Annotated in this window: 12 protein-coding genes; 6 read left to right on the forward strand and 6 right to left on the reverse strand. The window is 63.3% G+C overall.

Annotated features, from left to right (window positions below):
• Positions 1 to 199: 199 nt before the first annotated feature.
• The 3 genes from ACNQOP_RS06285 to ACNQOP_RS06295 form a co-directional block, all read right to left on the reverse strand.
• On the reverse strand, positions 200 to 1,882 hold the full coding sequence (locus ACNQOP_RS06285; RefSeq protein ID WP_416403687.1) for an ABC transporter substrate-binding protein: 1,683 nt from the start codon (positions 1,880 to 1,882) through the stop codon (positions 200 to 202).
• Positions 1,883 to 2,022: 140 nt separating this feature from the next.
• Positions 2,023 to 4,029 (reverse strand): murein biosynthesis integral membrane protein MurJ, encoded by a 2,007-nt coding sequence (gene murJ / locus ACNQOP_RS06290; RefSeq protein ID WP_416403688.1) that lies wholly within the window; start codon positions 4,027 to 4,029, stop codon positions 2,023 to 2,025.
• Positions 4,030 to 4,055: 26 nt separating this feature from the next.
• A complete protein-coding gene (locus ACNQOP_RS06295) occupies positions 4,056 to 4,559 on the reverse strand; it encodes an NUDIX hydrolase (RefSeq protein ID WP_090822121.1) in 504 nt (167 codons plus the stop codon).
• Positions 4,560 to 4,755: 196 nt separating this feature from the next.
• Here ACNQOP_RS06295 and ACNQOP_RS06300 point away from each other — a divergent pair, with 196 nt between their 5' ends.
• The 5 genes from ACNQOP_RS06300 to ACNQOP_RS06320 all read left to right on the forward strand — a co-directional run bounded on the left by ACNQOP_RS06300 (position 4,756) and on the right by ACNQOP_RS06320 (position 10,659).
• Entirely contained in the window at positions 4,756 to 6,225 is a 1,470-nt protein-coding gene (locus tag ACNQOP_RS06300; protein WP_257369964.1) for a CCA tRNA nucleotidyltransferase, read from the forward strand.
• Positions 6,222 to 6,803: a histidine phosphatase family protein gene (locus ACNQOP_RS06305; RefSeq protein WP_257369963.1), complete on the forward strand. Its 582-nt coding sequence runs from the start codon at positions 6,222 to 6,224 to the stop codon at positions 6,801 to 6,803. The genes ACNQOP_RS06300 and ACNQOP_RS06305 overlap by 4 nt, the downstream gene beginning before the upstream one ends.
• Before the next feature lie 609 nt (positions 6,804 to 7,412).
• On the forward strand, positions 7,413 to 7,553 hold the full coding sequence (locus tag ACNQOP_RS06310) for a hypothetical protein (RefSeq protein ID WP_235518131.1): 141 nt from the start codon (positions 7,413 to 7,415) through the stop codon (positions 7,551 to 7,553).
• A 168-nt stretch (positions 7,554 to 7,721) separates the two neighbouring features.
• Positions 7,722 to 9,227 carry a glycosyltransferase family 87 protein gene (locus ACNQOP_RS06315; RefSeq protein WP_416403689.1) on the forward strand — a complete coding sequence of 502 codons (1,506 nt, stop codon included), beginning with the start codon at positions 7,722 to 7,724 and terminating at the stop codon, positions 9,225 to 9,227.
• Entirely contained in the window at positions 9,220 to 10,659 is a 1,440-nt protein-coding gene (locus ACNQOP_RS06320) for a phytoene desaturase family protein (protein WP_416403690.1), read from the forward strand. The genes ACNQOP_RS06315 and ACNQOP_RS06320 overlap by 8 nt, the downstream gene beginning before the upstream one ends.
• Positions 10,660 to 10,668: 9 nt before the next feature.
• Here the strand turns inward: ACNQOP_RS06320 and ACNQOP_RS06325 are convergent, their stop codons facing one another.
• Positions 10,669 to 11,274, reverse strand: coding sequence for an NAD(P)-dependent oxidoreductase (locus ACNQOP_RS06325; RefSeq protein ID WP_257369960.1), 606 nt, complete (start codon positions 11,272 to 11,274; stop codon positions 10,669 to 10,671).
• Between the two features lie 83 nt (positions 11,275 to 11,357).
• On the opposite strand from ACNQOP_RS06325, the gene ACNQOP_RS06330 reads away from it, so the two are divergent.
• Positions 11,358 to 11,756 carry a winged helix-turn-helix transcriptional regulator gene (locus tag ACNQOP_RS06330; protein ID WP_257369959.1) on the forward strand — a complete coding sequence of 133 codons (399 nt, stop codon included), beginning with the start codon at positions 11,358 to 11,360 and terminating at the stop codon, positions 11,754 to 11,756.
• Between the two features lie 2 nt (positions 11,757 to 11,758).
• Here the strand turns inward: ACNQOP_RS06330 and ACNQOP_RS06335 are convergent, their stop codons facing one another.
• Together ACNQOP_RS06335 and ACNQOP_RS06340 are read right to left on the reverse strand one after the other, a co-directional pair.
• Positions 11,759 to 12,451: an ABC transporter ATP-binding protein gene (locus ACNQOP_RS06335; RefSeq protein WP_257369958.1), complete on the reverse strand. Its 693-nt coding sequence runs from the start codon at positions 12,449 to 12,451 to the stop codon at positions 11,759 to 11,761.
• Between the two features lie 29 nt (positions 12,452 to 12,480).
• Positions 12,481 to 13,560, reverse strand: a complete 1,080-nt coding sequence (locus ACNQOP_RS06340) for an ABC transporter permease (protein WP_416403691.1) — start codon at positions 13,558 to 13,560, stop codon at positions 12,481 to 12,483.
• Positions 13,561 to 13,649: the final 89 nt, after the last annotated feature.

A 13,649-nucleotide genomic window follows, 5' to 3' on the forward strand; every position in this document is an offset into this window, starting at 1 on the left:
TGCGGCTTTCGGGGCAGCCACCTGACTCAACCCCAGTTAAGCCCCAAATATTCCGTTGGAGTTTGTCGGCCCTAAAAGCCACCAACATTCAGGGTACCTTCTGGACGCGGGCCACATCGAAGTGGTGACGCACGCGCACATAACAGTAGGGGCCGCCCTGACAAGTCAGAACGGCCCCTACTGTCATGGCTGGTACGGACTACTGGACCCCAACCTCGGCCAAGCGCAGACCGAAACCGAAACGCGTCTTCGGGGCGGCCAGCTTGGGGAGCGTCTTGATATCCACAATGATGTACTGCGTCTGCGTCGGCGCTGCCAGGGGCAGGGTCAATTCAGGCGAGGTAAAGCTGTTGGTACCAACGAGCTTCGCTCCGTCCATGGCAGGTCGGTCGTTGGTGTAGACGCTGATGCTGCCACCCGATCCACCCAGCTGGTTCAGAACAATGGACTTGACCTCGGTCTTTTCCTTGAGCTTGATGACCAGCGGCATGTTCGTGACCAGGCCACCCCAGTCGGCGGTCGCAAATTCCATGTCTGACCAGTAACTTGCAGCGTTGCCATCGAAGGCTCGTGCAAGGTCCTTGTCGTAGGTGGCTGCGAAGGGGAAATCTCCCAGTCGCGTGATGCTGTCGATCGCCGGTGGCGTGGCGGGCGGCGGAGCCTGCGTGGGGGCCGGTTCTTCAGTTTTGGTTTCGGTGGACGGGGGGGCCGGCGTGCTCTGGCTTGCCGCGGGCGCGCTGCTCGGGAAGAGGCTGCCAAGGTTGGTAACAGCCAGGACCAGGCCGACCACCAGGACGACAGCCAGCAGGCCACCAACCAGCCAGCGAAGCGAGCGGGGTTCCTTCTCGGGAGCCTCGTCTTCGTATACCTCGTCGTCCTCGTAGTTTTCCTGGACAGCGGCCGACGCCGGGAAGCTGGTGGGGGCACGGTCGTAACCAGTGTCTGAGGTACTGCCCGCAGCGGCAGCTCCCCCGGCAGCGGCGCCGGCTCCTGCAAAGCCGTAATCTTCTTCGGACCAGAGCGAGACCTTGGGTTCAGCGGCCTCAGCGGGCTTGGCCGGTTCGCTGACGGGTGCTGACTGGGAGCTCGCGGCCTGGGTAGGCGGTTGCGTCGGAGCGGCGGGCCGGGCCGGCGGCGGAGTCGGTTGGGAAGTAACAGCCTGGGTGGGCGGCTGGGCGGATGCCGCAGGCGACGCTCCCCCGGAAGCAGCAGGGGCGGCAGCGTCGGCGTCGTGATTCCTTGAACCCTGGTTCTTCAACGCTGCAGCGGCAGCGAGACCCGCAGCACCGGCTCCGGCAGCAGCTGCAGCCAGTTTGCCGGCGATGCCACTCTTGGCGGATGAGGGGTTCGAGGCAGGCCTCGGAGGTACGTTTCCAGCCTCGGAACCAGCGGTTGTCTGCTCGGTATCAGCCTCGGACGGGATGGGGTAGCCGTTTTCGTCATACTGGATGTACTCGGCGTCGTGCTCGTCATCCTCGTAGAGGCCGTCGTAGGTTTCGGGCTCGTACGTGCGCGGCTGCCCAAAGATCTCGCTGCCGAGCGTCTCCGTGAAGAACGGCTCGATGTACGGCGGGTTTGTGGCAACAACGAGATCCAACAGGTCCGGTGCGGAGCTGTGGTTGGTGATGAGGTACGTGGTGTTGTCGCTGATGCCGAGGTCCAGAATCTGGACGTGGCCGGGGCGCTCCCCTGTGGCCACTTCGCGGGCGCTCTGCGCAACCTGCTCGGCATTTCCGGGTCCAGCGACGAGGATGCTCACGGGACGGTTGAGGACCTGGTCCACGCCGTCGAGCACCTGATCTTGGTCATGCGAGGTCAACACATTGGCCGTGACCTTGTAGCGGCCGCCAAGTACTGATCCGACGTCGATCGGGTGGGACACGTGTTCCTCCTAGGCTGTCCGGGAGTTGCGGGTCCTGCACATGGCTGGCCCGGCGAGCCGGACAAACCGCTTTTGCAACTACCTATATTCGTTTCTAGCCTAGCCGATTGGTTCCAGCCGCCCGTGTTGGCGGCACCGGCTTACTTCTTGTTTTGCCTGCTCGGGAAGTATGGATTGCGACCCGCGTCGCCTTGATATGTTCGCCGGCCCGGCAACGGGACCTGCGGGCGGAACCTGCCACCCAGGGCTGTGCTGGGCACTTCTTCGTCGGGCAGGTAGGACTTCGGAGCGTCCGTGGCGGGCGCTGGAGCGGTGCGCTGGGCCCCGACAGCCGGCCCGGCCCTGAACGAGGCGGCGTCGAACTCGCCCGAGATGCGAGGGATCAAACCGGTGTCGTCCGAGACTGTGGCGCGTTCCGGCGTCGGGGTTTCTGAGGTTCCTTCGACGACCGGTTCCGGCGCGCCGCGGCCCAAGCGGCCCATGAGCGGGCGCAGGAGGTCGCGAAGCTCGGTGACGTGGAAGACGCGCAGCAGGACCAGGTAGGCGAGCAACATGACGGGCCCGACGACGACCACCGTCACCAGGGCGGCCGGGCGGCTGCTCCATGCGAAGCCGTCGGCGCGGTAGCTCCCCAGCAGCCAAAGGGCCGCGGCGCCGGCCAGCGCGGAGCCGAGACCGGCGTAGCCCATGCGGATGTACGAATTCGCGATCCGTGGTCCGTCGAGGTGGCCCAGCAAGCGACGCAGGAACACCACGCTGATGACCACGGAAAGGATATTGCCCAGCGTGTAGAGGATCGCGATGGCATAAATGATCTGGCCGACGGGGAGGAACTGGATGAAGAACGCGCCCACTACGTAGATCACCGCCAGCCACAGCTGCACATACAGGGGCGTGCGGGCGTCCTCGTTGGCGTAGAACACACGGGACATCATGAAGTTGGCGCTCAGGAACGGGGTGCTCAAAGCCAGGATGGTGAGCGTCTGTGCGAGCATGACGCCGTCCTGCGAGTTGCCACCCGAGAAGAACATGCCCAGCGGGCCGGCCAAGGCAAACAGCGCCAAGGCACCGAAGACCGTGGCAACAGCCATGGTCCGGAGACCATGGGAGAGGGCATCGCGAAGCTCGGCTTTGTTGCCGTCCTGCGACGCGCGGGTCATGCGGTTAAAGAGGACGGTTGCCAAGGACAACGCGATGATCGAGTGCGGCAGCAGGTACAGCTGGCTGGCGACTTCCAGGACGGCGTTACCGGGCAGGACAGCAGCAGCGGCCGTGTCCCCCGCATTGTTCAGCCGGAGCCGCTCGGCGCCGGGAATCGTCGCGATCCTCATGATGTAGAGGAAGGCCAACTGCCCGACGGCGGCAGTCGCCAGGGTCCAGACGCTCAGCTTGGCAGCCTGGCCCAGTCCGACCCCGCGCCACCCGAAACGGGGACGGAGGCCAAGGCGCAGCCGGAAGACGGGAACCAACAGAATGGCTGTCTGCGCAATGACGCCAAAGGTTGAGAACCCTGCGATCAGCAACGTCTGGGTGGGACCCCAGTTGTCCAGGGTGTGAGGGTTGCTGAGATTCTCTCCGAGGATCCAAATGAACATCCCCAGGCCGGCGATGGCCACAATATTGTTCAGGATGGGGGCCCACATGGCGGGGCCAAACGCTCCGTGGGCGTTCAACACCTGTGTCAGAAGGGCGTAGAGCCCGTAGAAGAAGATCTGTGGGAGGCACCAGAAGGCAAAGGTGACCGCCAGGGCCTTTTGTTGCTCGGAATACCCCTGCGTGGTGAGGTCGATGACCAGTGGTGCTGCAAGGGTTACCAACGCGGTCAGGGCAAAGAGCACCAACACCGCAAGGGTCAGCAGCCGACTGAGGTAGTCAGCTCCTCGGTCCGGGGCTTTACTCGCCTTGATGATCTGCGGCACCAGGACGGCGTTGAATACGCCACCGGCCACCAGCAGGAAGATCAGGTTCGGCAGGTTGTTGGCATTAATGAAGGTGTCATTAATGGTTGAACCAAGCCCGAGGGCTGTACCGAGCATCCACGTTTTGGCGAAGCCAAGGAACCGGGAAACGAGCGTCCCTGCGGCCATGATGGCGCTGGAACGTGCTTCTCCGGATTGAACGGACTGGGTTGTTTTGGCTTCAGACATCGCCTTTATCGTCCCATGTACCCGGGTCAGAGGTGTTCGGGCAGCACTTCCCGTGCCAGATCGGCGATGCGGCGTTCATTCGGGAAGGACAGTTTGCGGGCCAGCTCCTGGATGGGAACCCACGCGGCATCCACGGCCTCCTGGTCAGGATCGTTCTCGATGGTCAGCTCACCGCCCGTTGCCTGGAGCAGGAAATGGTGGACGGTTTTATGGACGCGGTGGCCGCTCACAGTGAACCAGTAGTCAATGCTGCCCAGGGGTGCAAGGATGCTGCCTTCGATGCCGGTTTCCTCGGCGATCTCGCGGACAGCTGCTTCCTCGTTGTTTTCGCGGCCCTCGGGATGGCCCTTGGGCAGGCACCATTCGAGCCGGCCACCCCTATTAAGGCGGGCGATAATCGCAACCCGGAGTTCGCCGTCGGACGTGTCCACAACAACGCCGCCGGCTGACACTTCCTCAACCGTGGGAAGTGAGGCCTGTACCGGGTGCTGCGGAGCAGGCGCGACGTGGGCACCGATTGCCGACGGCAACGGTGCGTTTGTCCTCCTGCCGGGAGCGCTCGGGATCGGGTTGGCCATGAGGTCCACTCTAACGACTCTTGCCCTCGAGTGATGACCGGGACATGGCTACAAGATGGACTGCAGGAGACGGTCCGCGGACGCATGCCTGATATTGCATGGAACAGTGGCCCACTCCCGGGTAAAAATCTGCCAAGCTTAAGGGACTATGGCGCACGTATTGGACAGCTCTTCAGTTAACTTCACCATCGATCCGGTGGTGCTCGACCTCGGGCAGCGCTTTGTCGACGCCGGCTACGAGCTGTCCTTGGTGGGTGGGCCTGTCCGCGACCTCTTCCTCGGGCGGACCTCCCCGGACCTCGACTTCACCACGGACGCCACGCCGGACCAGACCATCGCGGTCATCAAGAAGTGGGCTGACAACTTCTGGGAAATCGGCAGGGCCTTCGGCACCATCGGGATGCGTAAGAGTGGCTTCCAGATCGAAATCACCACGTACCGCGCCGAGGCGTACGACCCCGATTCGCGAAAGCCCGTGGTGGCCTTTGGGAACTCCCTGACGGATGACCTGCTCCGCCGCGACTTCACCATCAACGCCATGGCCCTCCGGCTGCCCAGCCTTGAACTCGTGGACCCCTTCGGCGGCGTCCGCGACCTCCACGCCTCCGAGCTGGCAACACCCGGCGCCCCCGAGGCGTCATTCTCGGATGACCCCCTGCGAATGATGCGTGCGGCCCGGTTCGCGTCGCAGCTCGGCGTGTCGGTTCACGACGACGTTCGGCTCGCCATGACCCAAATGGCCGACCGCATCAAGATCATTTCCGCCGAGCGCGTCCGCGAAGAGCTGGTCAAACTCATCAACGGAGCCCACCCGCGAGTGGGCATCGACCTCCTGGTGGATACAGGACTGGCTGAGTTCGTGCTCCCCGAGGTCTCCGCGTTGCGCCTGGAAGCCGACGAACACCACCGTCACAAGGACGTGTACCAGCATTCCCTCCAGGTCCTGGAGCAGGCCGCCGCACTCGAAACGGGTCCCGATGGCCCCGTGCCCGGGCCGGACTTCGTGCTGCGGTTCGCTGCGTTGATGCACGACGTCGGCAAGCCGGCTACGCGCCGTTTTGAACCGGGCGGCGCAGTAAGCTTCCGCCACCATGACGTGGTGGGTGCCAAGCTGGTGGCCAAGCGCATGAAAGCCCTGCGCTTCGACAACGACTCGATCAAGGCCGTTGCCCGCTTGGTGGAACTCCACATGCGCTTCTACGGTTACGGCGATGCTGGCTGGAGCGACTCGGCTGTCCGCCGGTACGTTACGGACGCCGGTCCCCTGCTGGAACGCCTGCATCGGCTCACCCGCTCCGATGTCACCACGCGTAACCAGCGCAAGGCTGACCGCTTGTCCTTCGCCTACGATGACCTTGAGCATCGCATCGCGGTGCTCTTGGAGCAGGAATCGCTGGCAGCCGTCCGGCCTGACCTCGATGGAGCGCAGATCATGGCCCTTCTGGGACTCAAGCCGGGACCGGTGGTGGGCAAGGCCTACAAGTTCCTCCTGGAAGAGCGCATGGAACACGGACCGCTGTCCCCGGAGGAAGCCGAGCAGAAGCTGTTGGCGTGGTGGGCCACGCAACCCGAGTCCGCCGCCGTCGAGCCTTTGACTGAAACTGAGGAGCCCTCATGAATGCTGCGACTTCCCCGCGCCCGCAACTCTGGATCCTTCGCCACGGCGAGACGGAGTGGTCCAAGAGCGGCCAGTACACGGGCCTGACCGATCTGCCCCTCACTGTTGAGGGTGAGCAGCAGGCTGTTGAAGCACGAAAGGTCCTGGAGGGCATCGACTTCGACCTGGTGTTGACCTCACCGCTGCGACGTGCCCGCCGTACAGCCGAACTGGCCGGCTACCCTGAAGCGGTGCACGAGCCGCTGGCCGTCGAATGGAACTATGGCGACTACGAAGGCATCAGCTCGGACCTGATCCGTAAGGACAACCCGGATTACCTCATCTGGACGGATGGTGTTCCCAACGGGGAGACCCTGGACGAGGTGGCTGCCCGTGCAGACAAGATCATTGGGCGCGTCCTGGAATCCGGAATGGACAACGTCCTGGTGGTGGCACACGGGCATTTCTCCCGAATCCTCACCGCACGTTGGCTGGAAATGGACGCCCGTGAAGGCCGGCATTTCGTCCTCGGAACAGCTAAAGTCTGCACGCTCGGATGGGATAAGCGCACGCCCGCAATTGTGCGCTGGGGCCTCTAGAAACATTCATTAAGAAAAAGTTTTGGCGAAACAGCGAATTGTGCTGGCCAAACTCCCTGTTCATGGGGTAGCTTATATCTTGTTCCCAGAGCGATCCGCCGGGAACAAGGCGCGCATTCTTCCGATTAGTCACCCGGGTGAATGCCACAGCAGGCTGTAAAGGCCGGAAGGAGGTTGGGAAAAATGATTACTTTGACTAGCGGACGGAAGTTGACCGTCAATGCTGCCCCGGCCTCTGCTGATGATCGACGCCATTTTTGCTCTCTGACCCACTCCTGATCCACCGGACCGGCCTGTTGCCGGCGGTGTTCATGACAGCCTTCATTTCCTTGGATGGCTGAGTAGTCAGTTGTAGGCGCGGACCCACGCAGCATGCCGCGGGTGCGCAGTTTTCCCAAAGTTCGGAACCAGCTTCTTGTTGGGTCGACTGCCGGAAGCCCGCGCAATGATGCAATGACGTTTCAGGAATTCCTGATTCGGTCCGCTAATTACCCTTAAACCAGCCTCGGTTTTTCGCACCCTTTTTGGCCCTTTGAATTCTTTATCTTCAAATGGCCCTAATTGTTGCGCCTAAATTCCCGGCATAATCCCCCTGAAAGGAGGTGAACCATGCGAAAGCGCCCAGAAGACATGCGTTTCTTCAAGAGCGTCACAGCGCCCAAGGACCGCACCCTGTTCAACGGCCAGCTGCTGGACCAACGCCGTGAAGACGTTTACGTTGCCCTGCACCAGATGGGACTGATCCGCTGATCTCCTTCAGCCTGTCCGAAGGAGACACGGATGCCACACGACTTTGTTGAACCTCCGGGAGCCCGCGCGGCTACGCGTGGGCTTCCGCCTTTTAAGCGCATTGGTTTATCCAGGGAGTCGGGGCGGAACCTGATGCCCTGTTCCAAGTGGTGACTGTAAGCTCGAGCCATGCAGGAGACGAAGCCTCACCGGCCGCAGAAACGTGCCCGCGTGGTGGTTCCCAGCCGCAGTGACAGCCTGCTCCGGAACTTCACAGAGCTCATAGGCGGTCCGCTGGGCAGGCACTCATCGCCAGGCGAAGCTTCTTCCGGCCCGTTCACTGTGGAACGGGTCCTGATACTCCTCACCGTGCTGGCGGCGCTGCTGGCCGTGCTCGCCAAGGACTACTGCCGGGTCAACGGTTGGGAAACTCCCGGCCAGTTCTACTCCACCTGCTACTCCGACTTCCCCGAACTTTTTAAGAACCGCGGACTCGGAGACGGGGTTATCCCCCTGTTCACCCAAGGCAGCCAGTTTGAATACCCCGTGCTGATGGGGATCATCGCTGGGATCACTGCCCTGCTGGTGCCCGGCCAGGGGGTCACCAATGATCGGGTGCTGGGCTACTTCGATGTGAACGCCACGTTGATTGTGGCCATGTGGATCGTCACCGTCCTCCTCACAGCCAGAATCAACAAGCGTCGCCCTTGGGATGCCGCCATGGTGGCCTTGGCACCCGGGATTATCCTGGCCGGCCTGATCAACTGGGACATGTGGGCGGTGGCTCTGCTCGCCTTGGGAATGTACTTCTTCTCCAGGGACAAACTGATCTTCGCCGGTGTCTGCATCGGGCTGGGCACTGCCACCAAGCTCTACCCGGTCCTGTTCCTCGGTGCCGTGCTACTGCTGGCCCTTCGGACCGGAAAGTTCCGGCCGTTCCTTGTCACCGCAGGGGCTGCCCTGGTGTCCTGGCTGGTAGTCAACCTTCCGTTCGCGGCCCTGAACCCTACCGGCTGGCAGTACTTCTTCGAGTTCACCCAGGACCGGCCCGCCGGCTACAGCTCGCCGTGGTTTTCCTACAACCTGGTAGCGGACCGGCTCCACTGGATGCAGATGGATGCGGCCAGCATCAACGTGGTTGCGTTGGCCCTGTTTGTCCTGGCGTGCATCCTCATTGCCGTGGTGGCCCTGTGTGCGCCGCGGCGGCCACGGATCGCCCAGCTCGTCTTCCTGATTGTCGCCGCGTTCATCCTGACCAACAAGGTCTACTCGCCCCAATTCGTTCTCTGGCTGATCCCGCTCCTTGCCCTGGCGCGGCCCCGCTGGCGCGACTTCCTCCTGTGGCAGGCTGCCGAAGGGCTGCACTGGGCGGCTATTTGGATGTACCTTGGCCAGGCGACCAGTGGCGGACCCGTCCAGCACAACATCGACATGTCCTATTACGTGATGGCGGTGGTCCTGCACATGGCCGCCACGGCCTACCTGATGGCGAGGGTTGTTATGGATATCTGGGATCCGGTCCAGGACCCCGTGCGCCTCCACGGCGACGATGACCCCCATGGCGGTCCCTTCGACGGCGCCACGGACTGGCTCAGGATCGACCTCTTCCACCGGGCCGGGTCGGTCCTGCCCGGAGGGCATCGGGTAGCCGAAGCTCAAGCAGCCCCCACGGTGGAGGGAGGCAGCAATGGGTGATGTCGCCGTCGTCGGCGCGGGCCCCAACGGTCTGGCGGCAGCAGTGGTCATGGCCCGTGCGGGCCTGAAGGTACACGTTTACGAGGCCGCGAACGCCATTGGCGGAGGTTCGCGCACCAGCGAGCTGATGGAACCCGGGCATTTCTACGACATCTGCTCCGCGGTACACCCCATGGCATTGGCGTCGCCCTTCTTCCGTGCCTTCGAGCTGTCCAAACGAATTGAACTGCGGGTCCCGGAAGTCCAGCATGGAACACCCCTGGACGTTGGCGGTGCCGCGTTGGCGTACCAGTCGCTGGACCGGACCGTCCAGGGCTTGGGCGTGGATGGACCGGCATACCGCCGGCTCATGGAACCCCTGCTGGAGCGGGTGTCCGGGGTGGTGGAATTTACGTCCAACCAGCTGCTGCGCATACCGAAAGACCCGTTGGCCGCCGTGGGCTTTGGTCTTGCCACGCTGGATCAGGGCACGCCCATGTGGGGCCGCCGCTTCCGGGAGGAGGCAGCGCCCGCGCTCCTGACCGGGGTGATGTCGCACGCGCTGGGTTCGCAACCGTCCCTCAGCTCAACCGGCGCCGGGCTCCTGCTCGGGGTTCTTGCCCACGCCGGTGGTTGGCCAATTCCTGTAGGGGGGTCAATGTCCATTGCCCAGGCGATGGCGGATGACGTGACCGCCCACGGAGGAACCATCCACGTAGGTGAACGAGTGGACTCCCTGGACCAGGTCCGGCCCGCGGACGCCATCCTGTTGGATGTTGCTCCCCCGACCCTGGCCCGGATCGGCGGCGCGGAAGTACCCGACCGCTACCGGCGGGCACTGGAAGCATTCCGGTTCGGGAATGCAGCGTGCAAAGTGGACTTTATTCTCTCCGGGCCTGTGCCTTGGTTGGATCCGGGCCTGGCCAAGGCAGGCACGGTCCACGTGGGCGGTTCACGGCTTGCCATGGCCGAATCCGAGAATCTGGTAGCGATGGGCAAGTATCCACCTCAGCCCTACGTCCTGGTTTCCCAGCCGTCCCTGCTGGACCCGACCCGCGCACCTGAAGGCCGCCACATCCTGTGGTCCTACTGCCACGTCCCTGCCAACTCCACCGTGGATATGGCGGAGGCGGTAACGGCCCGCATCGAGCGATATGCGCCCGGCTTCAGGGACGTCGTGGTGGCGTCAAAGACCACGACGGCGGCAGAACTGGCTGCGTACAACGAAAACTATGTGGGTGGCGACTTCAGCGCAGGCATCCTCGATCTCCGTGGGCTGGTGCAGCGGCCCGTGGTATCCAATGTGCCTTGGCGGACGCCGATGCCGGGTGTCTACCTGTGTTCGTCCTCAACGCCGCCAGGTCCCGGAGTGACTGGAATGCCCGGGTACCACGCGGCTAAATATGCCCTTAAGGACATATTCAAATTGCGGGTACCCGGGCTGGGCGTTTAGCCGGCCGTCCTAGTTGGCGGCGGTAAAGCGTGCGCGGCGGTGGGCCGGGCTTTCAATCTCGTCCAGCATGGCTACGGCGTAGTCTTGCGTGGAGATGGTGTTGCCAGCCGGCGAATCCTTTGCCACGGAGTACTCGCCAGTGCGCTCACCGGGCTGGATAACCGGCGCGGGGGCCAAGACGGTCCAGTCGAGGGACTCGGGGGCCTGCTTGACGGCTTCCAGGGCCTTGGCGGCGGTGGTGGCCTCGGCCTTGTAAGCCTCAGGGAAGTCCGGGGAGTCGAGCAGGCGGACACCGTCGATTTCCAGTGTCCCGGCGCCGCCGACAATCATCAGCCGGGTTCCTTCTGCGTTGCTGTAAGCGGTGGACATGGCTTCGAGCCACTCGGAGTGGTCGCCGCCGGTGCGGCTGGGGCCCGTCGCCAGCACAACGACGTCGTGGTCCTTGGCAACGGACGCAAAGGTTTGCGCGTCAGCCTGGTCTGCAGCCTGAGTGGCTGCGCCGGGAACTTCAGCGCCCTTGCGGGAGATGGCCGTGACCTGGTGGCCGCGGGTGATGGATTCGTTGACGATCTGGCTGCCGACCATGCCCGTTGCGCCGTAGACTGCGATTTTCATTGCTCTCCTTAGGGTTGTTATCCTTGCAATACAACAAAGGTATCGATTGGATACTGATAGCTTCAAAGGAACCTAGTTACCTGATGGAAACCAACAACCTCCCCGCGAACATCCTGGACCCCAACTGTCCCTCCCGCGTGATCTTCCAACGAATCGGCGACAAATGGGCCTCGCTGGTCATCCAGGTGTTGGGCGCCGGTCCGGTACGGTTCTCCGAGTTGCGGAAGATGGTCAACGTCGTGACGCCCAAAGTCCTGACCCAGACGCTGAGGGCGCTGGAGCGGGACGGCCTGATCACCCGGACTGTCCATGCCCAGGTCCCCCCACGTGTGGACTATGAACTGACGGCGATGGGCGAATCCCTGTTGCAGCCGTTGTCCCTGCTCCGCGAATGGGCCGAAAGCCACGTGCCCATCATCCTGGAAGCCCGCGAAGCCTACGACGACGCGCAGGACTCCGCGGTCCTCGGCACAGCCACCTAGGTTTACTGTGATGGGACGAGGGCGCGGCTGATCCGTCCGTCCCGCATGGTCGCGACGGCATCCGTCAGGGGCAGGAACTCGGTATCGTGCGTGACCATGACGGTGGCTGTGTTGAACTCGTCCGTCACCCGACGGAGCAGCCGGACAACGGATTCGCTACGTTCATGGTCAAGCGCCGCAGTGGGCTCGTCCACCAGCAGTACCGAAGGGCTGCCCATCAATGCCCGCGCTATGTTCACCCGCTGGCGCTGGCCGCCGGAGAGCTGGTGCGGCCGCTTGTGTTCGGCGCCGGACAAACCAACTACGTCCAGCAGCTCGACGGCTTTCCGGCGGGCTTCCTTCAGCGGGTTGCCACGCAGGTGCTCACGAATCACCAACTGCTCGACGGCGGTCAACGCCGGCAGCAGGTTGGGTTGCTGGAAGATGATGCCCACGCTGTCCCGGCGCAGCGCAGTTCGTTCGGCTTCCGGAAGTGCGGCGACATCCTGCCCGTTGATGACCACTACGCCGGATGTTGGCCGAATGAGGGTGGCCGCCACGGCGAGCAGTGACGACTTCCCTGAGCCTGACGGGCCTACCAAGGAGAGGAATTCCCCTTTGCTGACCGCGAGGTTCACGGAGTCCAGGGCCTTCAGGGTGGAGCCACCATCGGGATATTCGAGCGAGACGTTGACGAGGTTGAGTGCAGTAGTCACGGTGTATGCCTTTCGAAGAATGTACGGAATCAGTTGCCGCCGAGGGCCAGCAAGGGGTCCACTTTGGTGACTTTGCGGACGGCAAGCACCGCGCCGGCGAGCCCGAGCAGGACAATTCCAACCACTGGGAGCAGCGTGGTCAGGGGAGTGATCAAAAAGGGTGCAGCCTGGGCTGCGAAGGCTCCCCCGGCAAGGCCCAACAAACCACCAAGAGCCGCTCCGGACACCAATACCAAGGTCGCTTGGGCCAGGGCATCGCGCAGGACATAACCCGAGGAAGCTCCAAGTGCCTTGAGCACCGCGATATCGCGGGTCCGCTGCACCGTCCACACGGTCAGGAACGCGACGATCACCAGTGCGGAGATGCCGTAGAGGAACGCCTGCATGAGCATGAGGGAGCCGTTTTCGCTCTTGTACGAAGCCAAGGCCTGGAAGGAACCCACGGGATCCGTGCTGACTGTGCCAGCCGATGCGTTGGCGGCGTCGACGTCCAGGGAGGTTCCGGCGTCGTACTGTACGGCGAGGACGGTGGCCGTGCCGGGGACCGCGTGCGCGATGGACCGCCAGGTGTCCAGGGTGGTCCAGACGACGCCAGTGTGGGAGTACCACTGGTCCCCCACAATGGACGAGACAGTGAGGTCGGTGCCGCCTACGCGCACCCGGCTACCGGGGGTCAGGGACAGGTCCTTCGCCAAGGTTTCGCCGACAACCACCGCCCCGTCCTCCACGGCCTGGGGAGCGATGGATCCGCCAAAGACGGCGACGTTCGCTGTACCACTTGGAGTGCCACCAGCACCCAGTGACTGGAAACGCGACTGGCTGATTCCCACTGCCTGCGCAGAACTGACCCCCGGCTGCTCGCGCCACGTCTGGAGCTGGGCTGAGGAAACCTCAGACTCGGTGTAGGACGCTTTGGCGTCACTTCCCGCGGGAGCCCCGAAGACGACCTGCTGCGCCGGCAATGAGGCAATGGCCCACGTCGACTGGTTTCCCAGTCCGGCTGTCAGCCCGGACAACATCACGAGCAGCAAAGTGATCAAGGCGACGACGCTGCCCATGAGCGCAAAACGGCCCTTGGCGAAGCGGATGTCGCGGATGGCGAGAAACATCGGATTCCTTTGGTAGGTGCGGGCTTGTTCCCGGCATTACCAACTCTTCCGGCGAAGGCCCTCCCGGACATCGGGAGGTGGATGGATTG

The sequence above is a fragment of the Arthrobacter sp. LFS091 genome (genome assembly GCF_047977885.1).
Taxonomy (GTDB): Bacteria; Actinomycetota; Actinomycetes; order Actinomycetales; family Micrococcaceae; genus Arthrobacter.